The 21,531-nt window shown below is 72.1% G+C and carries 23 protein-coding genes; 5 read left to right on the top strand and 18 right to left on the bottom strand.

The window, feature by feature from the left end:
• Positions 1-81: 81 nt before the first annotated feature.
• From ruvB to ASE15_RS12890, 14 genes are all read right to left on the bottom strand, one after another.
• Positions 82-1,155: a Holliday junction branch migration DNA helicase RuvB gene (gene ruvB / locus ASE15_RS12955; RefSeq protein ID WP_369800611.1), complete on the bottom strand. Its 1,074-nt coding sequence runs from the start codon at positions 1,153-1,155 to the stop codon at positions 82-84.
• Between the two features lie 52 nt (positions 1,156-1,207).
• Positions 1,208-1,855 carry a Holliday junction branch migration protein RuvA gene (ruvA, locus tag ASE15_RS12950; protein ID WP_056652113.1) on the bottom strand — a complete coding sequence of 216 codons (648 nt, stop codon included), beginning with the start codon at positions 1,853-1,855 and terminating at the stop codon, positions 1,208-1,210.
• A gap of 167 nt (positions 1,856-2,022) precedes the next feature.
• The gene (ruvC, locus tag ASE15_RS12945) at positions 2,023-2,586 is read right to left on the bottom strand and encodes a crossover junction endodeoxyribonuclease RuvC (protein ID WP_056652116.1); all 564 of its coding nucleotides are present in this window, start codon (positions 2,584-2,586) and stop codon (positions 2,023-2,025) included.
• Positions 2,587-2,672: 86 nt separating this feature from the next.
• Entirely contained in the window at positions 2,673-3,431 is a 759-nt protein-coding gene (locus ASE15_RS12940) for a YebC/PmpR family DNA-binding transcriptional regulator (protein WP_056652119.1), read from the bottom strand.
• A gap of 7 nt (positions 3,432-3,438) precedes the next feature.
• Entirely contained in the window at positions 3,439-4,089 is a 651-nt protein-coding gene (gene pdxT, locus ASE15_RS12935) for a pyridoxal 5'-phosphate synthase glutaminase subunit PdxT (RefSeq protein ID WP_056652335.1), read from the bottom strand.
• A gap of 181 nt (positions 4,090-4,270) precedes the next feature.
• Positions 4,271-4,906, bottom strand: a complete 636-nt coding sequence (locus ASE15_RS12930; protein ID WP_082608968.1) for an NUDIX hydrolase — start codon at positions 4,904-4,906, stop codon at positions 4,271-4,273.
• A 33-nt stretch (positions 4,907-4,939) separates the two neighbouring features.
• Positions 4,940-5,866 (bottom strand): pyridoxal 5'-phosphate synthase lyase subunit PdxS, encoded by a 927-nt coding sequence (pdxS, locus tag ASE15_RS12925; protein ID WP_369800599.1) that lies wholly within the window; start codon positions 5,864-5,866, stop codon positions 4,940-4,942.
• Between the two features lie 135 nt (positions 5,867-6,001).
• A complete protein-coding gene (locus ASE15_RS12920) occupies positions 6,002-6,673 on the bottom strand; it encodes a hypothetical protein (protein WP_056652122.1) in 672 nt (223 codons plus the stop codon).
• Positions 6,670-7,887: a glycosyltransferase family 4 protein gene (locus ASE15_RS12915; protein ID WP_056652125.1), complete on the bottom strand. Its 1,218-nt coding sequence runs from the start codon at positions 7,885-7,887 to the stop codon at positions 6,670-6,672. Before ASE15_RS12915 ends, ASE15_RS12920 begins: the two co-directional genes overlap by 4 nt.
• On the bottom strand, positions 7,884-8,870 hold the full coding sequence (locus ASE15_RS12910; protein ID WP_056652129.1) for a phosphatidylinositol mannoside acyltransferase: 987 nt from the start codon (positions 8,868-8,870) through the stop codon (positions 7,884-7,886). The genes ASE15_RS12915 and ASE15_RS12910 overlap by 4 nt, the downstream gene beginning before the upstream one ends.
• A 1-nt stretch (position 8,871) precedes the next feature.
• A complete protein-coding gene (gene pgsA, locus ASE15_RS12905) occupies positions 8,872-9,522 on the bottom strand; it encodes a phosphatidylinositol phosphate synthase (RefSeq protein ID WP_056652134.1) in 651 nt (216 codons plus the stop codon).
• Complete coding sequence (locus ASE15_RS12900) at positions 9,523-10,089, bottom strand: HIT domain-containing protein (protein WP_056652340.1); 567 nt, start codon at positions 10,087-10,089, stop codon at positions 9,523-9,525.
• Positions 10,090-10,170: 81 nt separating this feature from the next.
• A complete protein-coding gene (gene thrS, locus ASE15_RS12895) occupies positions 10,171-12,171 on the bottom strand; it encodes a threonine--tRNA ligase (RefSeq protein ID WP_056652137.1) in 2,001 nt (666 codons plus the stop codon).
• Between the two features lie 130 nt (positions 12,172-12,301).
• Positions 12,302-12,508 (bottom strand): hypothetical protein, encoded by a 207-nt coding sequence (locus tag ASE15_RS12890; protein WP_056652140.1) that lies wholly within the window; start codon positions 12,506-12,508, stop codon positions 12,302-12,304.
• Positions 12,509-12,815: 307 nt separating this feature from the next.
• On the opposite strand from ASE15_RS12890, the gene ASE15_RS12885 reads away from it, so the two are divergent.
• Positions 12,816-13,667, top strand: coding sequence for a DUF4184 family protein (locus ASE15_RS12885; protein WP_162259133.1), 852 nt, complete (start codon positions 12,816-12,818; stop codon positions 13,665-13,667).
• 27 nt (positions 13,668-13,694) lie between these two features.
• Here ASE15_RS12885 and ASE15_RS12880 read toward each other — a convergent pair whose 3' ends face one another.
• Entirely contained in the window at positions 13,695-14,363 is a 669-nt protein-coding gene (locus tag ASE15_RS12880) for a DinB family protein (RefSeq protein ID WP_056652147.1), read from the bottom strand.
• Between the two features lie 223 nt (positions 14,364-14,586).
• Here ASE15_RS12880 and ASE15_RS12875 point away from each other — a divergent pair, with 223 nt between their 5' ends.
• On the top strand, positions 14,587-14,982 hold the full coding sequence (locus ASE15_RS12875) for a DUF2255 family protein (RefSeq protein WP_056652151.1): 396 nt from the start codon (positions 14,587-14,589) through the stop codon (positions 14,980-14,982).
• A gap of 162 nt (positions 14,983-15,144) precedes the next feature.
• Positions 15,145-15,735 carry a DUF1349 domain-containing protein gene (locus tag ASE15_RS12870; protein WP_235534398.1) on the top strand — a complete coding sequence of 197 codons (591 nt, stop codon included), beginning with the start codon at positions 15,145-15,147 and terminating at the stop codon, positions 15,733-15,735.
• Between the two features lie 72 nt (positions 15,736-15,807).
• Here the strand turns inward: ASE15_RS12870 and ASE15_RS12865 are convergent, their stop codons facing one another.
• Complete coding sequence (locus tag ASE15_RS12865; protein ID WP_056652156.1) at positions 15,808-16,422, bottom strand: TetR/AcrR family transcriptional regulator; 615 nt, start codon at positions 16,420-16,422, stop codon at positions 15,808-15,810.
• Between the two features lie 33 nt (positions 16,423-16,455).
• Here ASE15_RS12865 and ASE15_RS12860 point away from each other — a divergent pair, with 33 nt between their 5' ends.
• Entirely contained in the window at positions 16,456-17,451 is a 996-nt protein-coding gene (locus ASE15_RS12860) for a DMT family transporter (RefSeq protein ID WP_082608971.1), read from the top strand.
• A gap of 129 nt (positions 17,452-17,580) precedes the next feature.
• Here the strand turns inward: ASE15_RS12860 and ASE15_RS12855 are convergent, their stop codons facing one another.
• Both ASE15_RS12855 and ASE15_RS12850 read right to left on the bottom strand, forming a co-directional pair.
• Complete coding sequence (locus ASE15_RS12855; protein ID WP_056652158.1) at positions 17,581-18,168, bottom strand: DinB family protein; 588 nt, start codon at positions 18,166-18,168, stop codon at positions 17,581-17,583.
• A gap of 94 nt (positions 18,169-18,262) precedes the next feature.
• Entirely contained in the window at positions 18,263-18,883 is a 621-nt protein-coding gene (locus tag ASE15_RS12850; RefSeq protein WP_056652161.1) for a putative glycolipid-binding domain-containing protein, read from the bottom strand.
• 355 nt (positions 18,884-19,238) lie between these two features.
• Here ASE15_RS12850 and nrdD point away from each other — a divergent pair, with 355 nt between their 5' ends.
• Positions 19,239-21,530, top strand: a complete 2,292-nt coding sequence (nrdD, locus tag ASE15_RS12845; protein WP_082608972.1) for an anaerobic ribonucleoside-triphosphate reductase — start codon at positions 19,239-19,241, stop codon at positions 21,528-21,530.
• The last annotated feature ends 1 nt before the right edge of the window (position 21,531 follow it).

Raw genomic sequence — 21,531 nt, 5'->3', positions numbered from 1 at the left:
TGCGCGGCAGTCTAGGCGCACGCGTACGGATCACCAACGAACCGTACGACCGTGGAGTTCCGCCGCTCAGACTCCCCCAGTCTAGGCCCCGGTGTCGAACAGGGTTCGCCCCGTCCGTCCCGAGCCGTTCCGTCCCCCTGTCAGGCCGCCCGGGCCGCGGGGCGCGAGGGGGTCGGGGGGTGTGAGCCCGAGGTGCGCCCAGGCGGCCGCGGTCGCGACGCGCCCGCGCGGGGTGCGCCCGATCAGCCCTTCGCGCACGAGGAACGGCTCGACGACGGTCTCGACGGTCTCCGCCTCCTCGCCCACGGTCACGGCCAGGGTGCTCAGCCCCACGGGGCCGCCGTTGAAGCGCGTGCACAGCGCGCCGAGCACGGCCCGGTCGAGGCGGTCCATGCCGAGCTCGTCGACCTCGTAGACCTCGAGCGCCGCCCGCGCGGCCCGCAGGTCCAGCGAGCCGTCGCCGCGCACCTGGGCCCAGTCGCGCACGCGGCGCAGCAGGCGGTTGGCGATGCGGGGGGTGCCGCGCGAGCGGCCGGCGATCTCGTGGGCGGCGTCGGCGTCGAGCCGGACGCCGAGCAGGCCGGCCGAGCGGACCAGGACGCGTTGGAGCTCGTCGGGCGAGTAGAAGTCGAGGTGCCCGGTGAACCCGAACCGGTCGCGCAGCGGCGCGGGCAGCAGCCCGGCGCGCGTGGTGGCGCCCACGACCGTGAACGGCGGCAGGGCCAGCGGGATCGCGCTCGCCCCCGCTCCCTTGCCCACGACCACGTCGACCCGGAAGTCCTCCATGGCGACGTAGAGCAGCTCCTCGGCGGGGCGCGCGAGCCGGTGGATCTCGTCGATGAACAGGACCTCGCCCTCCTCGAGGGAGGACAGGACCGCGGCGAGGTCGCCCGCGTGCTGGATCGCGGGGCCCGACGTCACCCGCAGGGACGCGCCGAGCTCGGCCGCGATGATCATGGCGAGGGTTGTCTTGCCGAGCCCGGGAGGGCCCGAGAGCAGGACGTGGTCGGGGGTCGCTCCGCGGGCCAGCGCGGCCTGCAGCACCAGGGAGAGCTGGTCGCGCACGACGAGCTGGCCGACGAACTCCTCGAGCCGCCGGGGACGCAGCGCGGCCTCGGCCGCGCGCTCGAGGTCGTCCGCGGCCGGCGCCACGATCCGCTCGGACGTGAAGGGCTCCTCGCCCTCGGCGTACCCGACCCGGTCGAAGTCACCCACGGGGGCCGCCCAGGACGCGCAGCGAGGCGCGCAGGGCGCCGGCGATCTCGTCGGGGGCGACGACGTCGACGCCGGCCTGGGCCAGGACCGTGGCGAGCGCGTCCTCGGCGGCCTTGGGGTTCCAGCCGAGCCCCACGAGCGCCTGGACGACCTGGTCGCGCTGGTCGTCGACCACGGCGGCGCCCGTGCCTGCCGCCTCCTCGGCGGTCCCGTCGCCGGTGCCCGTGGGGGCCCCGAGCCTGTCGCCGAGCTCGAGCGCGATGCGCTGGGCGCCCTTGCGCCCGATACCGGGCACGCGCATGAGCGCGGCGATGTCCTCGGAGGCCACGGCGCGGCGCAGGGCGTCGGGCGTGTGGACAGCGAGCATCGCCAGGGCCAGGCGCGGGCCGACGCCGCTGACGGTCTGCACGGCCTCGAAGACGGTGCGCTCGTCGTCGTCGGCGAACCCGAACAGGGTGAACGAGTCCTCGCGCACGACCATGCTCGTGGACAGGCGGGCCGCCTCGCCCACGCGCAGCGTGGACAGGGTCGCGGGGGTCGCGTGCACGAGGTACCCCACGGCTCCCCCGGCGCCGCCCACCTCGATGACAGCGCGGTCCAGGCGGACGTTCGCCACCGTTCCCGACAGCGAAGCGATCACTGTGCCTCCATGCATCCTCGCGGGCCCCGGCCGCGCGCGACCGATCCCGAACACCTGTACGAAACTGCGGCCACTCTAGCAACGGGCGGGCGTGCGCCCGGGTGAGCCTCGCCGTCGGGCACCTCGACGCACCGCGCTCCCCCGGCACGTGCCCCTGCCGCGGGCACCTAGCGGCGCGGGCCGCGCGAGGCCTGCTCTGCCGCGGCCCACGCCCGCTGGGCAGGGGTGAGCTGGTGGCGGTCGCCGCCCTGCAGCGCGCCCGCGGGGCGCCACATGTGGCAGATCGCCAGCGCCAGGGCGTCGGCGGCGTCCGCGGGCTTGGGCAGCTCGGCCAGGCCCAGGATGCGCGCGACCATGCGCTGGACCTGGACCTTGTCCGCCCGGCCCGTGCCGGTCACGGCCGCCTTGACCTCGCTGGGGGTGTGCATCGCGACCGGGACCCCGCGCCGGGCCGCGGCGACCATCGCGAGCCCCGCGACCTGCGCGGTGCCCATGACGGTGCTCACGTTGTGCTGGGCGAAGACCCGCTCGACGGCCACGACGTCCGGGACGTGCTCGTCCATCCAGGCGTCCAGGCGCTGGGAGATCGTGAGCAGGCGCAGGTCCACCGACATGTCCGGGGGGCTCTGCAGGACCCCGACCGCGACCATCTGCGCGCGCCGCCCGGGCAACGAGTCGACGACGCCCACGCCGCAGCGGGTCAGGCCTGGGTCCACTCCGAGCACGCGCACGCGCTCACCTTCTCACGCGCCACCCACGACCAAGGGCTCCCACGCGAGCGGTCGCGCGGGAGCCCTTGGTCACACCGGGTGGTGGGTCAGTCGTCGTTCTCGAGCTCGGCCATGACCTCGTCGCTCGCGGTGAAGTTCGCGTAGACGTTCTGCACGTCGTCGCTGTCCTCGAGCGCGTCGATCAGGCGCAGGATCTTGCGGGCGCCCTCGGCGTCGACCTCGACCTCCATGGACGGGTGGAAGACCACGTCCGCGGAGTCGTACTCGATGCCGGCGTCCTGCAGCGCGGTGCGGACCGCGACCAGGTCGGTGGCCTCGGTGAGGACCTCGAACGTGTCGCCCTCGTCCGTGACCTCCTCGCCGCCCGCCTCCAGGACGGCCTCCATCACGTCGTCCTCGGTGGTGCCCTCCTTGGGGACCACGATGACGCCCTTGCGGGAGAACAGGTAGGACACCGAGCCCGGGTCCGCGAGCTGGCCCCCGTTGCGCGTGAACGCGATGCGGACCTCCGCGGCGGCACGGTTCTTGTTGTCCGTGAGGCACTCGACCAGGACGGCGATGCCGCCCGTGCCGTAGCCCTCGTACATGATCGTCTGGTAGTCGGCGCCGCCGGCTTCCTGGCCCGAGCCGCGCTTGAGGGCGCGGTCGATGTTGTCGTTGGGGACCGAGGACTTCTTGGCCTTCTGGACGGCGTCGAAGAGCGTGGGGTTACCGGCGAGGTCCCCGCCGCCCGTGCGGGCCGCGACCTCGATGTTCTTGATGAGCTTGGCGAACAGCTTGCCGCGCTTGGCGTCGATCACGGCCTTCTTGTGCTTGGTCGTAGCCCACTTGGAGTGTCCTGACATACCCCTGTTACTCCTTCACGATTGCGACGAAGAGCTCGTGCACCCGCGCATCGCCCGTGATCTCGGGGTGGAAGGAGGTGGCGAGCAACGTTCCCTGACGTACTGCGACGATTCTACCTGCGTCTTCGCCCGCGCCCGCGGCGGGCACCGCGCCCGGCGCAGCGGGCACGGAGGCGCCCCGGTGGCGCGTGCGCGCCAGGACCTGGACCCCCGGGCCGGCCTGCTCGACCCACGGGGCCCGGATGAACGCGGCGGGCACGGGCCCGCCCGGCACCCCGGTCATCTCCACGGACGACTCGAACGAGTCGACCTGACGCCCGAACGCGTTGCGGCGCACCGTGACGTCCAGGCCACCGAGGGTCTGCTGGTCGTGGGTCGCCCCCAGCACCCGGTCCGCGAGCAGGATCATGCCCGCGCACGAGCCGTACACCGGCAGACCTGCGGCGATCGCGGCCCGCAGCGGGTCGAACAGCTCGAAGATCCGCAGCAGCTTGTCGATCGTCGTCGACTCACCGCCGGGGAGCACGAGGCCGTCGAGCGCGGCGAGCTCGGTGGGGCGCCGCACGGTGACGGCGCGCGCACCGGCCACCTCGAGGGCGGCCACGTGCTCACGGACGTCGCCCTGCAGGGCGAGGACTCCAATGACCGGTTTCACGATCGCCCATCGTACGCGCCGCCCGCCGCGCGGTGCGGGGGTGCCCGACGACGGCGCTCGCGGCCGGAGGGCGGGTGCGGCCCGGACGCGGGGCCGGGTCCGAGCGCCCCGGTCGGGCGCGGCGCGCCTCGGGACGCGGGTGCCGTACGGCACCCGCGTCCTCCGCGCGGTGCGGCGTGGTCGGCTACTCGGTGGCCTCACCGAGGTGGCGGGTCCGTCCGTCCCACCCGTCGAGGAGCGGCTCGAGGAGGTCGGGCAGCCCGGCGGGGAAGACCTCGATGGTGACCTCGCGCAGCTCGGCCAGGGCCCACCAGTGCATCTCGTCGACGACGTCGTGCTCGATCTGGGTCCAGCCCTCGCGCGTCAGGGGCACCGCGGCCTGGGTGCTGGTGATGCGGGCGAGGTAGAAGACCTCGTCCTGGCGGCAGCGTTCGCGGTAGAAGTCGAAGACGGCCGACCGGGTCCACACGGGGCCCTGCAGGTCGGCGGGGTCCAGGCGCAGGCCCGTCTCCTCGAGGACCTCGCGCACGGCGGCGTCACGGTCGCTCTCGCCGGGCTCGATCCCGCCGCCGACCGTGAACCACCAGGACCGCTCGGGCTGGTCGGTGTCGTGGCCGCGGGCGAGCAGGACGCGCCCGGCGTCGTCGAGCAGCAGGACGCGCGCCCCGCGCCGGTGGCGCATGCCGTCGGCGCCCAGGACCCAGTCGGGTCCGAGGGAGCTGGGCGGCCCCGGAGTGGCAGACGCCGCCGGGGCGGGCGCGACGGGTGCGCCCGCCCCGGTCGGGACGCGGCCGGGGGGCCGGCCTGGCGTGCTGGTCATCGTGGGGTCACCGGACCAGCAGCGGGGCGGGAGTCACCAGCCGCGCTCGGCCAGGCGGTGCGGGACGGGGATGTCGTCGACGTTGATGCCGACCATGGCCTCGCCCAGGCCGCGCGAGACGTCCGCGAGCACGGCCGGGTCGTCGTAGAACGTGGTGGCCTTGACGATCGCCGCGGCGCGCTGGGCGGGGTTGCCGGACTTGAAGATGCCCGAGCCGACGAACACGCCCTCCGCGCCGAGCTGCATCATCATCGCCGCGTCGGCCGGGGTCGCGATGCCGCCCGCGGTGAACATGACCACGGGCAGCTTGCCCGTGGCCGCGATCTCCTTGACGAGCTCGTACGGGGCCTGGAGCTCCTTGGCCGCGACGAACAGCTCGTCCTCGGGCAGGGAGGTCAGGCGGCGGATCTCGCCGCGGATGGTGCGCATGTGCGTGGTCGCGTTGGACACGTCGCCCGTGCCGGCCTCGCCCTTGGAGCGGATCATGGCCGCGCCCTCGGTGATGCGACGCAGGGCCTCGCCCAGGTTGGTCGCCCCGCACACGAACGGCGCGTCGAACGCCCACTTGTCGATGTGGTTGGCGTAGTCGGCCGGGGTCAGGACCTCGGACTCGTCGATGTAGTCGACGCCGAGGGCCTGCAGCACCTGGGCCTCGACGAAGTGGCCGATGCGCGCCTTGGCCATGACGGGGATCGAGACCGCGGCGATGATGCCGTCGATCATGTCGGGGTCGCTCATGCGCGAGACCCCGCCCTGGGCGCGGATGTCGGCCGGGACGCGCTCGAGGGCCATGACGGCCACCGCGCCCGCGTCCTCGGCGATCTTGGCCTGCTCGGGCGTGACGACGTCCATGATGACGCCGCCCTTGAGCATCTCGGCCATGCCGCGCTTGACCTTGGCCGAGCCGACGACGTCGCCGGTCACCTGGGGGCTGTTCTCGCCGGAATTCTCCACGGACACCGCGAAACCTCACATCTTCACGTTGGGACGCGCGAACAGGGGTCACGCTCGCGCCGCCGACATGCTTGCACGTCACCGCCCAGTCTACGGAGGTCCGCCCACCCCTCGGGCAGCCCCCCGAACCCGACCGGCCGGTCAGGGGTTGCGGTCGAGCGCGGGCGGCCAGGCGTCGTCGAGCTCGACCGTGACCGGCATGGGCGCGTGCCCGGCGAGCGAGAACGCCCGGGCGTACCAGGTGCGGCGCAGGCGCTGGGTCTGGGCCACGGCCTCGTTGTGGAAGCGACGCGCGATCTGCGCCCGGTACCAGGCCCCGGCCAGCGCCGCGAGTAGCTCGGCACCCACGGGCGAGGCACGGATCTCCCGTACCTCCTCGGGGTCCTCCAGGGCCGCGCGCAACGTCGCCGACAGGTCGCTCTCCGCCCGCGCCCGCTCGGCGCCCACCCCCGCCAGCAGGCGAGGCGCCCGCGCGAGCGAGGAGGCGCCGTCGGGCCCGGCGGCGGACCCCGGCGAGGCCACCAGCTCGGCCAGGCCCGGGACCACGGACGCGACCTCGCGCGTGCGCAGGTCGTCGTCCAGCACCTCGTACGCCGCCTCCGCGACCAGGACCGAGCTCGCCGGGTCCAGTTCCCCCGCCCCCGCCAGGTCCAGCGCCGCCGACGCCCGCCGCTCCAGCTGCGCGTCCAACGCCAGGCGCGAGGCCATGACCTTGCGGTGCAACCGGTCCAGACGCGAGGCAGCCACCCACAGGGCCCACCCCGCGACCAGGACCACGGCCACCACGATGATGGCGATCTCCGACCACGTCACGACGGGTTCCTCTCCTGCTCAGCACGGGGCCACAACCCCAGCCGACGACCACCGCGCAACGACGCCGGATCCTCGTGCACCGGGATCACCGCGTCCGAGGCCGCCAACGCCATCTCGTACACCGCGAGCACCTCCGCGGTCACCGTCGACCAGTCGAACCGGCGCACGAACGAGATCGCCCGCTCGCAGTACCGCTCCCGGCCCGCCGGGTCCGCCAGGACCCGCAGCACCGTGTCCGCCAACGCGACCGAGTCCCCCACCGGGAACAACGCCCCCGCCTGCCCCTCGTCCAGTACCCGCCGAAAAGCCCCCAGGTCCGAGGCGACCACGCACGCCCCCGCGCTCATCGCCTCCACCAGCACGATCCCGAAGCTCTCCCCACCCGTCTGCGGCGCGATGTACACGTCCACCGACGACAGCAGCGACGCCTTCTCCTCGTCCGAGATCGACCCCAGGAACTCCACGGCGCTCGCGGACTCCCCCAACGCCTCGAGCGCGTCCGCGCGACCCTGGTCCCCGCGGCCCGCGATCAGGAACCGGGCCCCCGGGACGGCCTCGAGGATGCGCGGGATCGCGGCCGTCAGGACCGGCAGACCCTTGCGCGGCTCGTCCAGGCGCCCCAGGAACGCGATGGTCGGCGCGTCCGGGGTCCCCTGCCACTTCGCCGACGGCGCGGCGTCCGCGAACGTGTCGACGTAGACGCCGTTGGGGATCACGACCGCGTCGCCCCCCATGTGCTCCACGAGGGTGCGCCGGGCGTCCTCCGAGACCGCGATGCGCGCCGAGATCTTCTCCAGGCTCTGGCGCACCAACGGGTAGACCACCTGCAGCGCGCGCGAACGGATCAACGCCGTGTGGAACGTCGCCACGATCGGCCCCTGCGCGATCCACAGCGCCAGCATGCTCAACGACGGCGTGACCGGCTCGTGCAGGTGCAGCACGTCGAACTTGCCCGCGTCCAACCACCGGCGCACCCGCGCAGCAGTGACCGGACCGAACGTCATGCGCGCCACCGACCCGTTGTACTTGACCGGCACCGCACGGCCCGCGGACGTGATGTAGTCCGGGATGGGAGTGTCCTCGTCCGCCGGGGCCAGCACCGACACCTCGTGCCCCTGCGCCATGAGCGCCTCCGCCAGGTCCCGGATGTGGAACTGCACCCCACCCGGCACGTCGAACGAGTACGGGCACACGATCCCGATCTTCAGGCTCATGCCGAGCCCACCGCCCCTCCACCAGTCGCACCCTGCGCGTCCTTCGCCCGGGTCCGGGCGTACCGGTCCGGGTCCAGGTCCGCCACGAACACCTTCTGCAGCATGTGCCAGTCCTCCGGGTCCGCGGCGATGGCCTCCTCCAGGTGGTCGACCCACGCCTGCGTCACCGCCGCGACCCGTTCGCTGCGCGGCACCCCGTCCGGGACCGCGACCTGCGGGAAGAACCGGATGACGATCCCCCACGGGGTCCCCGCCGCCCGGCGACGGGGACCCGTCAGACGCTCGTACCGGATCGACGCCGTCAGCAACGGTGCCCCCGTCGAGACCGCCAGCGCCGCAGGCCCCGCAGCGACCCGGGCTCGCTCACCGAACAGGTCCACCTCCACGCCCCGCGCCGTCAGGTCACGGTCCGCGAGCAACGGGATGAGCTTGCCCGGCCCGCGCGCCCCGCGCATCAGCTCACGGAACACGTCGCCGTCGCCCAACGCCAGGATCTCGATCCCCAACGAGTTGCGGAACGCCAAGAACTCCTGGAACAGCTCCTCGGGCTTGAGCCGCTCCGCGACCGTCAGCACCGGCGCGATGTGCGGCGTCGCATACGCCCCCGCCAGGTCCCAGTTGCCCATGTGACCCAGCGCCAGCAACGGCGTCACACCCTGCGACGTGAACTGCAAGCAGTTCTCGTACCCCTCCAGACGCACCCGCGCCTCGATCTGCGCAGGCGACGCCCCCGGCAGCGTGAACGCCTCCCGGTAGTAGCGCATGTACGACCGCATGCCCGCCCGGCTCAACCGGCGCAGCCCCCGCGCGTCCAACCCCGGGCGCACCCGCGCCAAATTCTTCTCCAGCTGCGGCACACCACCCCGCCGCGTCGCCCACGCCACGTCCGCGATCACCGTGAACAACCCACGCAGCACCGGCTCCGGCACCTTGTGCGCGTTGCGCCACGCGAACGTGAACGCCTTGTCCGCGCTCACCCCCACCTCAGGCACCACCCTCGGACGCCGCAGCGTCCCCCGCAGAGGCGGCCCCGGCAGCAGCGACAGCCTGACGACGCACCGTCGCCATGCGCTGCACCACCGTCACGGCGCTCGCGGCCGCGAGCACCGCCAGGACCACGACCAGGACGGTCACCGGCAGCCCCAGGCCGACCAGGCCGGCCGCCACGAGCGTCACGACCAGCCGGTCGGCCCGCTCCGCGATCCCGACCGCGGCCGTCATGCCCAGCCCCTCGGCCCGCGCCCGCGCGTACGGGACCACCGACCCCAGGACCAGGCACGCGAGCCCCACCGTGATGCCCCACGTGTTCTCGGTGCGCACGAACCACACGATCAGCCCCGTGAAGATCGCGGCGTCGGCCAGCCGGTCCAGCGTCGAGTCCAGGAACGCCCCCCACGGGCCCGAGCGCCCCGACAGCCGCGCCATCACGCCGTCCAGGGCGTCCGAGAACGCGAAGACCATGATCGCCATGGTCCCCGCGAACAGGTGCCCCGTGGGGAACAGCCACAGCGCGGAGGCCACCACGCCCACCGTGCCCACGATCGTCACCGCGTCCGGGGAGACCCCGATCCGCAGCAGGAAGGCCGCGACCGGCGTGAACAAACGCGTCACGACGGCGCGAAGTCGCCCGAACATCTAGCTCTCCTCGAGTGTGGGCGTCGCAGGAGACGCCGGGTCGTCGTTCGTCGGTCCTGGGCCGGGCGCACCATGAGCCTCCCAGGCCGCCGCGAGCCGCGCGCGGGTGTCCCCCAGCAGCTCCGGCACGGCCTTGGTGTGGGCCACGATCGGCAGGAAGTTCGCGTCTCCCGACCAGCGCGGCACCACGTGCTGGTGCAGGTGCGCCGCGATGCCGGCCCCGGCGACCGCCCCCTGGTTCATGCCCAGGTTGAAGCCGTCAGGGCCCGACACCGCACGCGTCACGCGCATCGCCTGCTGCGACAACCGCGCCAGCTCGTCGGTCTCCTCGGGGGTCAGGTCCGTGTAGTCCGACACGTGCCGGTACGGGCACACCATCAGGTGGCCCGGGTTGTACGGGTACAGGTTGAGCACCACGAAGCACCACGTGCCCCGCGCCACGACCAGCCCGTCCTCGTCGGACAGCGCAGGGATCCGGCAGAAGGGGCACGACGACGACCGGTCGTCGACCGGCTTGTCCTGACCGCCGATGTAGACCATCCGGTGCGGCGTCCACAACCGGTCCATCCCGTCGTCGAACCGCGGATGCCCCTCCGGACCCTCCACGGAGTACCCCGACCCCGTCCCTGCGCCGTCCGACGTCACGCGTCAGACCTGGCTGCGCTCGCGGACCGCAGACACGATCCGCTCGATGGCCTCGGCCACGGGCACGCCGTTGTCCTGGCGTCCGTCGCGGTAGCGGAACGAGACCGCACCGGCCTCGACGTCCTCGCCACCGGCGATGAGCACGAACGGCACCTTCTGGGTGCTGGCCGTGCGGATCTTCTTCCCGAAGCGGTCGTCCGAGTAGTCGACCTCGGCGCGGATGCCCTGCGCGGCGAGCTGGGCGACGACGTCGGCCAGGTAGTCGTTGAAGGGCTCTGCGACCGGGACGGCCACGACCTGGACCGGCGCGAGCCAGGCCGGGAACGCACCCGCGTAGTGCTCGGTGAGCACCGCGAAGAAGCGCTCGATCGAGCCGAACAGCGCACGGTGGATCATGACCGGGCGCTGACGCGTGCCGTCCGAGGCCTGGTACTCGAGGTCGAACTTCTCCGGCAGGTTGAAGTCGAGCTGGATGGTCGACATCTGCCAGGTGCGGCCGATCGCGTCCTTGGCCTGGACCGAGATCTTGGGCCCGTAGAACGCGGCGCCGCCCGGGTCCGGCACGAGGTCGAGCCCGGACTCCTCGGCGACCTGGCGCAGCGTCTCGGTCGCTTCCTCCCAGGCGTCGTCGGTGCCGACGGACTTCTCGGGGTCGCGCGTCGAGAGCTCGAGGTAGAAGTCGTCGAGCCCGTAGTCCTTGAGCAGGTCGAGGACGAAGTTCAGCGCGTTCGTGAGCTCGGACTTCATCTGGTCGCGCGTGCAGTAGATGTGCGCGTCGTCCTGGGTGAACCCGCGGGCGCGGGTCAGGCCGTGCACCACGCCGGACTTCTCGTAGCGGTAGACCGTCCCGAACTCGAAGAGGCGCAGGGGCAGCTCACGGTACGAACGCCCACGCGCGTCGAAGATCAGGTTGTGCATGGGGCAGTTCATGGGCTTGAGGTAGTAGTTCTGCCCGGCGCGGCGCAGCGTGCCGTCCGCGTCGCGCTCCTCGTCGAGGTGCATGGGGGGGTACATGCCCTCGGCGTACCAGTCGAGGTGCCCGGAGACCTGGTAGAGCTTCTCCTTGGTGATGTGCGGGGAGTTGACGAACGAGTAGCCCGCCTCGATGTGGCGCTTGCGCGAGTACTCCTCCATCTCGTTGCGGATGATCCCGCCCTTGGGGTGGAAGACCGCGAGCCCCGAGCCGATCTCGTCCGGGAACGAGAAGAGGTCGAGCTCGACGCCCAGGCGGCGGTGGTCACGACGCTCGGCCTCGGCGAGGCGCTCGGTGTACGCGCGCAGCTCGTCCTTGGTGGGCCAGGCGGTGCCGTACACGCGCTGGAGCTGGGGGTTCTTCTCGCTGCCGCGCCAGTAGGCGGCCGCGCTGCGCATGAGCTGGAAGCCGTTGCCGATGAGGCGCGTGCTGGGCAGGTGCGGGCCGCGGCACAGGTCCTTCCAGGCCACCGTGCCGTCGCGACGGACGTTGTCGTAGATGGTGAGCTCGCCGGCGCCGACCTCGACCGACACGCCCTCCCCCGCTGCGTCGTCGGCCGAGCCGGAGCCCTTGAGGCCGATCAGCTCGAGCTTGTAGGGCTCGTTCGCGAGCTCGGCACGGGCCTCGTCGTCGGTGACGACACGACGCTTGAACGTCTGCCCGTCCTTGATGATGCGCGCCATGACCTTGTCGAGGGCCTTGAGGTCCTCGGGCGTGAACGGGGTCTCGACGTCGAAGTCGTAGTAGAACCCGTCGCGGACGGGCGGGCCGATGCCGAGCTTGGCGTCGGGGTTGACCTGCTGCACGGCCTGGGCCAGGACGTGCGCGGCCGAGTGACGCAGCACGTCGAGCCCGTCGGGCGAGTCGATGGTCACGCCCTCGACCTCGTCGCCCTCGGCGACGGGGGTGTCGAGGTCCTTGAGCTCACCGTTCACGCGGAGGACGACGACCTCGCGGCGGCCCGAGAACAGGTCCGCGCCGGTCGTCCCCGTCTCCACCGTGGTCCGTTCCCCGTCGAGAGTGATGGACAAAGGTGACGATACGACGTCTGACACGGTGCGCGCTCCTAGCAGCTCAACAGGGCATTCGAAAGGGCGCCGCCAGACGGCGGCGCCCTCCGATGTTACCGACCTCGGCCGGTACCGTGCGTTCCTCGCCCGGTCAGTCGTTCACTTCCTTGGCCTTCTCGGCGAGCGTGTCGACGTGGCCGTCGACCGAGTCGGGCGCGATTCCCTTGATCTTCTCGGCGACGTCGTCGATCCGGTCGTCGGTCAGGAACTCCTTGGCCTTGTCGAGCAGGCCGCCCAGGCCCTCCTTGGCCTCGCCGGCAGCGGCCGCAGCCTTGTCCTTCGCCTCGTCGATACCCATGTTCGGCTCCTCGCGTCACGTCCTGCGGCGGGGCTCGTGCCCCACCACAGGGCAAACTACCGCCGCCCCGCAGATCCTTCCTGGGCAGGACACGCCCGGTCGAGCTGAGATCACCCGGAGCCCCCCTCGTCTGGGCTTGGTGGTGAGGCGCAGATGGAGGTGGTCCGTTGGAAGATGCGCGCTTGGCACACTATTTTTCTCCGAACCAGAAAGTGTCCACAAAGTGTGAGATGTCCGACTCTGGCGCTCCAGCCCATCTCCTGGCAGCCCGTACCGGCCGACGCGACGAGCAGGCATCATGTCGCCCGTGCCCTACACCCCTGTCCATGCCCTGGTCGCACTCCCCCTCGCCGGAGGGTCGGCGAGGCGCACGCTCTCCCCCGCTCTCCTTCTCTGGGCACTGCCCGCGTCCGCGATCGGTGCGATGGTCCCGGACGCTCCCCTGTTCTTCGACGTGCTGTGGCCCGGGACCGACGAGCTGGCCCACGCCACGCACCGTCTGCTGGGCATCGTGACCGTCGACCTCGCCCTCGCCGTGGCCTGCACGGCCCTGTGGGTCCTCGTGGTCCGCGGGCCCTACCTGGCCGCGCTGCCCCGGCGGAGGCCCCTCTCCCCCGACGTGTCGACCCGCGCCGCGGGCCCCCTGGTGATCGCGGTGGCCGTCGCAGGGTTCGCCGTGGCGGGGACCCTCACCCACGTCCTCTGGGACGACTTCACGCACCTGCGCGGGACCGCGGTCCAGACCTGGGACGTCCTGCGGACCCCGGTCGCCGGGGTCGCGGTGTACAAGTACCTCCAGCACGGGAGCTCGTTCGTCGGGTTCGTCGTGCTCGTGGCGCTCGTGGTGCGCTGGTGGCGGGCCTCCCTGCCCGTCGCCGCCCCGCAGCACCTGCGCTCCGCGGTCCTGAGCATGACGGCCGGCGCCGTGGCGGGGATGCTCGGAGCGGTCGCGCGGCTGCTCGCGACCGACCACGCGGTGACCGTCTTCTCGCTCGCCCGCCTCGCCGCGACCTACCCGGTGCTCGGCGCGGGCCTGGGTGTGGTCGCGTGGGCGGCCGTGCGGACGGCGGCCTCCCGTCGGGAGGCCAGGAGGCCCGTGGTCGTGGGCGCTCCCGTCCCGCCCCAGGACCACGGGGGCCCGACGACGTCACGCGCGTGACGCCGTCGGCTCCACCGGGCGCTCCGGTCAGGTGCGGCGCGCGTCCGCGCGGTGCTGCGCCTCGTCCGCGACGGCTCGCAACCGCTCGACATGGGCCGACCAGTCGTGCGCCGACAGCGGCGGGAGGTTGTCGTTGTCCGCCCGGAGACCCGCGCTCCCGTCGGTGAGCTCGCGCAGGATGTCGGCGTGCCCCGCGTGGCGGGCCAGGTCGCTCGTGACGTGCACCATGACCTGGAGCAGCGTGATCCCGGAACGGTCGTCGGGCCACCAGGGCACCCGGCCGGTCGCGTCCAGGTCCAGGGTCGCGATCGTCTCGTCGGCGAACGCCCAGACGCGGCGGTACAGGTCCACGACCGAGCCGATCGACTCCTCGGCCGTCGCCCACATGTCGGCGTTGTCCTCTCCGTCGGCGGCGTCCTCGGCCATCCACGGGACGTCGTCGGGCGTGGGCCACTCGCGCCCGAAGGTCTGCCCGAAGTAGCCGAACTCGACCCCGGCAGCGTGCTTGACGAGGCCGAGCAGGTTGGTCCCCGTGGGCGTCCAGGGCCAGCGTGCGGCCCGTTCGTCGAGCCCCTCGACCTTCCAGACGAGCGCGTCGCGCGCGGCCTGGAGGTACCGGTGCAGGGTGGCCTTGTGGTCGGGTCGGACCACGGCGTCGGTCGGTGCGGACGCCGCGCCGGTCTCGGTGCTCTCCATCGGTCGAGTCTGCTGCCACGCCCGAGGGGTGGCAAGGCGTGGGGCGTCCCTGCCCTGTCGTCACCCAGAGATCGGCGGGCGGTCGTGACGTCCCGGTCCTGGTACCAGCACGACCTCCCACGCGGGACCCTCCAGCCGTAGGTTCGATACCGCGGCCTGCCCCGGACCCTGGTCCGGGCCACGACGTGCACCGACCCATCGACCGACACGAGGAGCGATCACCATGACGGGACCGACGACGGCGGCCTGGACCGCCGAGGAGCTGGACAGGATCGGCCGGGCCGAGGAGCTGCAGGTCTCCTCGGCGCGGCCCGACGGGACGCTGCGGCCGTACGTGACGATCTGGGTCGTGCGCGTGGGGGACGACGTCTACGTACGCTCTGCCTACGGCCGCGAGAACGGATGGTTCCGCCGCGCCCTGGCCGACCCGCGAGGCCGCGTCCGCGCCGGTGGCATCGAGAAGGACGTCGCGTTCGTCGAGCCTCCCGGCACCGTGCACCCGGCCGTCGACGCGGCCTACCACGCGAAGTACGACCGCTACGGTCCGGCGATCGTCGGCTCGGTGACCGGAGCCACGGCGGCCGCCGCGACGTTCCGCCTCGAGCCGCGCGAGAACTAGCCGCCAGGGGCGCCCGAGGGGCCCTGCGCCGCGGGCGCGACGTCGTCGACCAAGCTGAGGCTCTCCTCGTCGCACGATGCGATTCCGGGCGTCGCACGGTGCGGGACACGCGCGGTGCGGGAGCGCTTCCACGTCGCGGGCTCACGTGGGTAGGGTGTGCGCGTGACGAAGATCTCCCTCCCCACGCTGCACTGGTTGTCCCACGAAGGCGCAGGTCAGGTCGACGGCGACGCCGTGACCCTCACCGCGCCGGCCGGCACCGACTGGACCGACGACGCCCTGGGCGCCCCGCCCCAGCACGCGGCCCCGGCCCTGGTGTTCGACGCCGCTGCCGAGCTCGCCCTGTCCGCACGGGTCCGGGTGACCACCCGGCGCACGACCTTCGACGCGGGCGCGCTGGTCCTGTGGGCCGACGAGCGGCACTGGGCCAAGCTCTGCTTCGAGCAGTCTCCGCAGGGGCAGGCCATGGTCGTATCGACCGTGACGAACGAGTTCACCGACGACTGCAACTCGTGGGACGTCGACGACGAGACGGTGCACCTGCGGATCGTGCGGACGGGGCCCGCGTGGGCCTTCCACGCCTCGCGCGACGGCGAGACCTGGGAGTTCGTCCGGCTCTTCCGGCTCTACACCGACCTGCCCGTGAGCATCGGCTTCCTCGCACAGGCGCCCATGGGCGAGGAGTGCACCGCGGTCTTCGACCGGATCGTCCTGGAGGACAGTGCGCCGGGCGACCTGCGTGACGGGAGCTGATCACCCCGATTCCGCACGCCCCGGAGAACCTGACGCCGCCCTGCCCGCCAGGAGTGGACGGAACAGGGGCCGCTAGGGCGTGGAGACCTGATCGGCCAGGGGCGGCTGCGACTCGAGCAAGATGCGTGCGACGGTGCGCGCTCGTTCGAACGGGTGAGCGAAGGTCTCCATCCCGACCGTGACGATCGCACCCTCGTAGAGCAGCATCATCGCCCTCGCCATGGACGAGGGATCCTGCAGGTCGGCTTCCCTGCACAGGTCGGCGAACTGCCCGAGCAGCCATGCCTTCTGGCGCGAGACCTCGGGGAACACCGGGTGCCCGTCATGCCCGTCCCCGATCTCGGCGCGCGCGTTGATGGCGCTGCAGCCCTTGGGGCTGTTCTCGTCGGACCAGGAGACGGCCGCGTCGAAGATCGCCAGCACGCGGTCGACGCCCGGTTCCGGCACCAGCGCCAGGTGGGCCTCGACATGGCCCCGCCACCTGGCGTCCCTGTGCTGGAGGTACGCGACCACGAGCGCTTCCTTGGAGCCGAACCGGTCGTACAGCGTCTTCTTGGTGACGCCCGCGGACTCGGCGATCGTGTCGACACCGACCGAGTGGATACCGCGTTCATAGAACAGTCGTGACGCAGCGTCGAGAACACGACGGGCACCTGGTGTCAGCGGAGCGAGCTCGGGAACCGGCATGACGCCAACTATACCAATCTGTATAGTCGGCGAATGAGTAAACAGATCGGTCTACTACATCGCAGCACGACGTTGCTGGCAGCAGGTGCCTTCGTGGCGACCTGGAGCTCAGGATTCCTCGTCCCGGCACTCGCCACCGTCGAGGTCTCGCCGCTCACGCTGCTCGTCTGGCGGTTCGTCCCGCTGGCAGGCGCCCTGCTCGCCGTGGCCCTCGCCACCGGCCTCACCCGCGGCGTCAGCGTGACCGTGCTCCGACGGCAGTCCTTGATCGGCCTGTTCGCACAGTTCGGCTACTGCGTCTTCGTCTATGCCGCGATCGCGTCAGGTGTCGCCACCGGCACGGTCGCGCTGATCGACGCCGTGCAACCGCTCGTGGTCGCCGTGCTCGTGGGCCCGCTCCTGGGCCTCCGAGTGCGTGGGGCCCAGTGGGCCGGGCTCGCCATCGGTGGGGTGGGAGTGCTGCTGGTCGTGCGGTCGCAGCTCGAGGGTTCGTCAGCGCACCCCTCGGTCTACCTCCTGCCCCTTCTTGCCATGTCCTGCCTGATCGTCGCCACCTTCCTCCAGCGCCGATCGAAGGCGCAGGCAGGAGTTCTCACGACCCTGACCGTGCACGTCGTCGTGACAGCCGTGGCGCTCGTCGTGCTCGCTGCCGCGACGGGAACGCTCGCACCCCCTGCATCGGCGACGTTCTGGCTCGCGGCCGGATTCGCGGCCGCGTTCCCGACGCTGGCCGCCTACGGCCTCTACTGGTGGCTGCTGCGTCGTGTCGGCGTCACGGCGCTCAATGCGCTCCTGTTCCTGATCGCACCCGCGACGGCCGCCGGGGGCGCAACCCTGCTCGGCGAGACCCTGACGGCCACGACTCTCGTCGGGTTCGTGCTCTGCGGCGCCGGTGTAGCCGTCGTGCTGGCCTACGAGACCACCACGGCACCGGACGCCGAGCCGCCGGTGCAAGCACCGTGCTCGGGGGATCCAGGCGACGGCGAGACGATCGCTCCGGGGCGGCCCGACGCACGCTTGACGCGTTGACGCCGCGCGCCGAGAAGACGCTCCCGGGGCTGCCACCAAGAAGCCCTTCGGAGCGTGTCGGCGTGCTCGACGGCACCCACCCGCTCCGACCCGCCGAGCCGAGTACCGCGCCCACGCTCCGGACACGGCTCAGCGCCCGCGCAGCGGGTAGAGCCCCGGCACGCCGGGCGGGTCCTCCCCGACCAGGCCGTCGATCGACTCACGGATCAGGTCGGCGTGCCCGACGTGCCGGGCATACTCCTCGATCAGGTCGACCAGGACGCGGCGCAGGCTGGACTTCTCGCCGTCGCTCCCGGGCTGCCAGACGACCCGGTGGTCGAGCCCGCCGTCGGCGAGCGCCTCGTCGACCGCCGCGCGCGCCCGGACGACAGCCGTGCGCCACAGGTCGTACAGGTCCTGCGGGCTGTCCTGGGCCGCCGAGGTCCACGGCCACTGCGGGTCCCGGTCCCAGTCGACCGTGTCCCACGGCCGGCCCGGTGCGCGGCCGTGGAGCGTGGTCGAGAACCACAGCTCCTCGACGAACGCGAGGTGCTTGAGGAGCCCTCCCAGCGTGATCTCGGACGCCGCGACCTTGACCGCGAGCGCCTCGGCGTCGAGGCCGCCGACCTTCCACGCGAACGTCGCTCGCTGACGCTCGAGCGAGCCGAGGAGCGTCGCGACCTCGTCCCCCGCGACGGGTGGCTCGATGAGCTCCCAGCCGTGCGTCGCCTCGTCCATGAGCTCCTCCAGGTGGGTGCGGTCCGACCAGCTCGTGCTGCAGGCAGGTGCGCTCCGGTCGGGCGAAGAGCGCGCCGCGGAGACGCGGGGGCGATCAGCCCCGGCGTGCGAGGTGCGGGTAGTCGATCACGAGGCCGTCGGCGTCGACCGTGAGGTCGGCCGTGACGTCGCGCGTCGCGCTCGTGTAGGTGACGACCCCGCGCCCCACCGCCGGGTCGTACGGGGAGCTCGCGGCGTACACCTGCTCGCTGCGCACGACCCGCAGCGAGGGGACCTCGACCCAGGCCATGGTCAAGAAGGTCGGCGTGACCGGCGCCCGGGCGCCCAGCAGCCCGAGGCGCAGGATCGGCATGGAGTTCGTCACGGGGCACAGCGCGAGGTCGCAGTCGAGCGCGCCCGCGAGCGACGACGGGGCCTCGATGCCGGGGGTCGCGAGGTCGACCGGGGCCGCCCCGGAGTGCGAGACCTCCGCGCCCCACTCCCCTGATCCCGCACGCTCGAGCTGCAGGTCGCGGGACCAGCCCTGACCCCGGACCGTCACCTCGAGCCTGCGCGTGACCCAGTGCGGCCCGGTGGTCAGGGACCAGGCCGTCACGTAGGTCGGTCCCCGTGAGGTCCCGAGGCACTCGAACCGGTCTGCCCCGAGCGAGAGGACCGCCGTGTCCACGCGGTCGGGGTCGTCCTCCCCGACCCACGAGACGTGTCGACGGGTCATCTCCGCACTCCTTCGTCACGAGCGGTGCGCGGGCCTCTTGCCAGCCCTGCTCCTGCCGGTCTACCAGGCTTCCGACGGGCCCGACACCCGGACGCCGCGCGGGCTGTCCTGCGACACCAGGGGCGACGTGCGCGCGACCGCCGGTCGGCGTCCGCTCGCACGCGGGCCCTTGGTCCGACGACGCGGGTGACCAACGTCCCGACCTCAGGGAGGAAGGTCCCGGCTCGCCCGGGATTGGCCACTACATGTGGGATGACACGGGTGTAATTGCTACTACATCTAGTTCCCATCGCGCCTCGGCGTGCCGGCGAGGTCGTGCCGGCCCGAGGCGTCCGTCGAGAGGTTGTGGTTGCACATGAGCCCGGTCGAGGTCGCGCAGGACGAGGACGTCGCGTCACGGGGAGCGACGTCCCTGACAGTGCTCAAGCGGGACGGGCGCCGCCTGGCGTTCGACGACGCCCGCATCCGGGCGGCCCTTCGCAAGGCCTACGAGGACGTCCACGGAGACCTCACGCCGTTCGTCGAGCAGACGCTCGACGGCGTGCTCGCGCGGGTCGTCGCGGAGATCTCGGTGCGCTTCGCCGAGGTCGTCCAGATCTACGAGATCCAGGCCGTCGTCGAGCACGAGCTCCTCGAGTCCCGCGAGTACGAGGTGGCGCGGGCGTACATCGACTACCGGGTCCAGCGGGACTTCGCGCGCAGCCGGTCGACCGACCTCAACCACTCGATCGTCGGTCTGATCAGCAAGGACTCGGCGGTCGTCAACGAGAACGCCAACAAGGACTCGGACGTCTTCAACACCCAGCGCGACCTGACGGCCGGTGCCGTGGGCAAGGCCGTGGGGCTGCGCATGCTGCCCCCGCACGTCGCCAACGCGCACCAGAAGGGCGACCTGCACTACCACGACCTCGACTACCACCCCTACGCGCCCATGACGAACTGCTGCCTGATCGACTTCCGGACCATGCTGTCCGAGGGTTTCCGCATCGGCAACGCCCAGGTCGAGCCGCCCCGCTCGATCCAGACGGCCGCGGCGCAGATCACGCAGATCATCGCGAACGTCGCCTCGAGCCAGTACGGCGGATGCTCGGTCAACCGGATCGACGAGCTCCTGGCGCCCTACGCCGCGCTGAACCACGCCAAGCACCTCGTCGAGGCCGAGCGGTGGCTCCCGGACGCCTCGACGCACGACGCGTACGCACGGGCCAAGACGTCCAAGGACATCTACGACGCGATGCAGAGCCTCGAGTACGAGATCAACACGCTGTTCACCTCGAACGGGCAGACCCCGTTCACCTCGGTCGGGTTCGGGCTCGGCACGAGCTGGCTCGAACGCGAGATCCAGCGGGCGATCCTGCAGATCCGCATCAAGGGTCTGGGGGCCGAGGGACGCACCGCGATCTTCCCCAAGCTCATCTACACGTTGCGACGCGGGCTCAACCTCGAGCCGAGCGACGAGAACTACGACATCAAGGAGCTCGCGGTCGAGTGCGCCACCAAGCGCATGTACCCCGACGTGCTGAGCTACGACAAGATCGTCGAGCTCACGGGCAGCTTCAAGATGCCCATGGGCTGCCGCTCGTTCCTGCAGGGCTGGCAGGACGAGGACGGGAACGACGTCGTCGAGGGCCGCATGAACCTCGGCGTCGTGACGCTCAACCTGCCCCGTATCGCCCTCGAGGCCCAGGGCAGCCAGGAGACGTTCTGGGCGCTGCTGGAAGAGCGCCTGGTCACGGTGCGCGACGCGCTCGTGTACCGGATCGAGCGCTGCAAGCAGGCCGTGCCGGGCAACGCCCCGATCCTGTACGTGCACGGCGCGTTCGGCGAGCGCCTCGCGCCCGACGACGACGTCGACCAGCTCTTCCGCGCCGGGCGCGCGACGGTCTCGCTCGGGTACATCGGGCTCTACGAGGTCGCCGCGGCCTTCTACGGCGGTGCCTGGGAGCAGGACCCGGAGGCCAAGGACCTCACGCTGCGCGTGCTCCGTGAGCTGCACGCGCACACCAGGGCCTGGACGGCCGAGCACGGCTACCACTTCAGCGTGTACTCGACGCCGAGCGAGAGCCTGACGGACCGGTTCGCCCGCATGGACCGCGAGAAGTTCGGCGAGGTCGCGGACATCACCGACAAGGAGTACTACACGAACAGCTTCCACTACGACGTGCGCAAGGACCCGACGCCGTTCGAGAAGCTCGACTTCGAGATGGACTACCCGCAGTACGCGTCGGGCGGATTCATCCACTACTGCGAGTACCCCGTGCTCCAGCAGAACCCCCAGGCGCTCGAGGCCGTGTGGGACTACGCCTACGACCGCGTGGGGTACCTCGGCACCAACACCCCCATCGACCGCTGCTACGCGTGCGGTTACGCGGGCGACTTCACCCCGACCGCGCGCGGCTTCGCGTGCCCGGGCTGCGGGAACACGGACCCGCGCACGTGCGACGTCGTCAAGCGCACGTGCGGGTACCTGGGCAACCCGCAGCAGCGGCCCATGGTGCACGGCCGGCACGTCGAGATCTCCTCGCGCGTCAAGCACATGGCCGGGGCCGTGAGCCTCGGCGAGGTCGGAGCTGCCGGCATGACCGGAGTCGCCGGCGAGGCCAGCTGCGAGGAGTCCGCAGCCGGCACGAGCTCCGCGGAAGACTGAG

The organism is Oerskovia sp. Root22 (assembly GCF_001429135.1).
Taxonomy (GTDB): Bacteria; Actinomycetota; Actinomycetes; order Actinomycetales; family Cellulomonadaceae; genus Oerskovia; species Oerskovia enterophila.
Note: the sequence above shows the minus strand (reverse complement) of the source record. Positions and strands in the feature narration are given on the sequence as shown.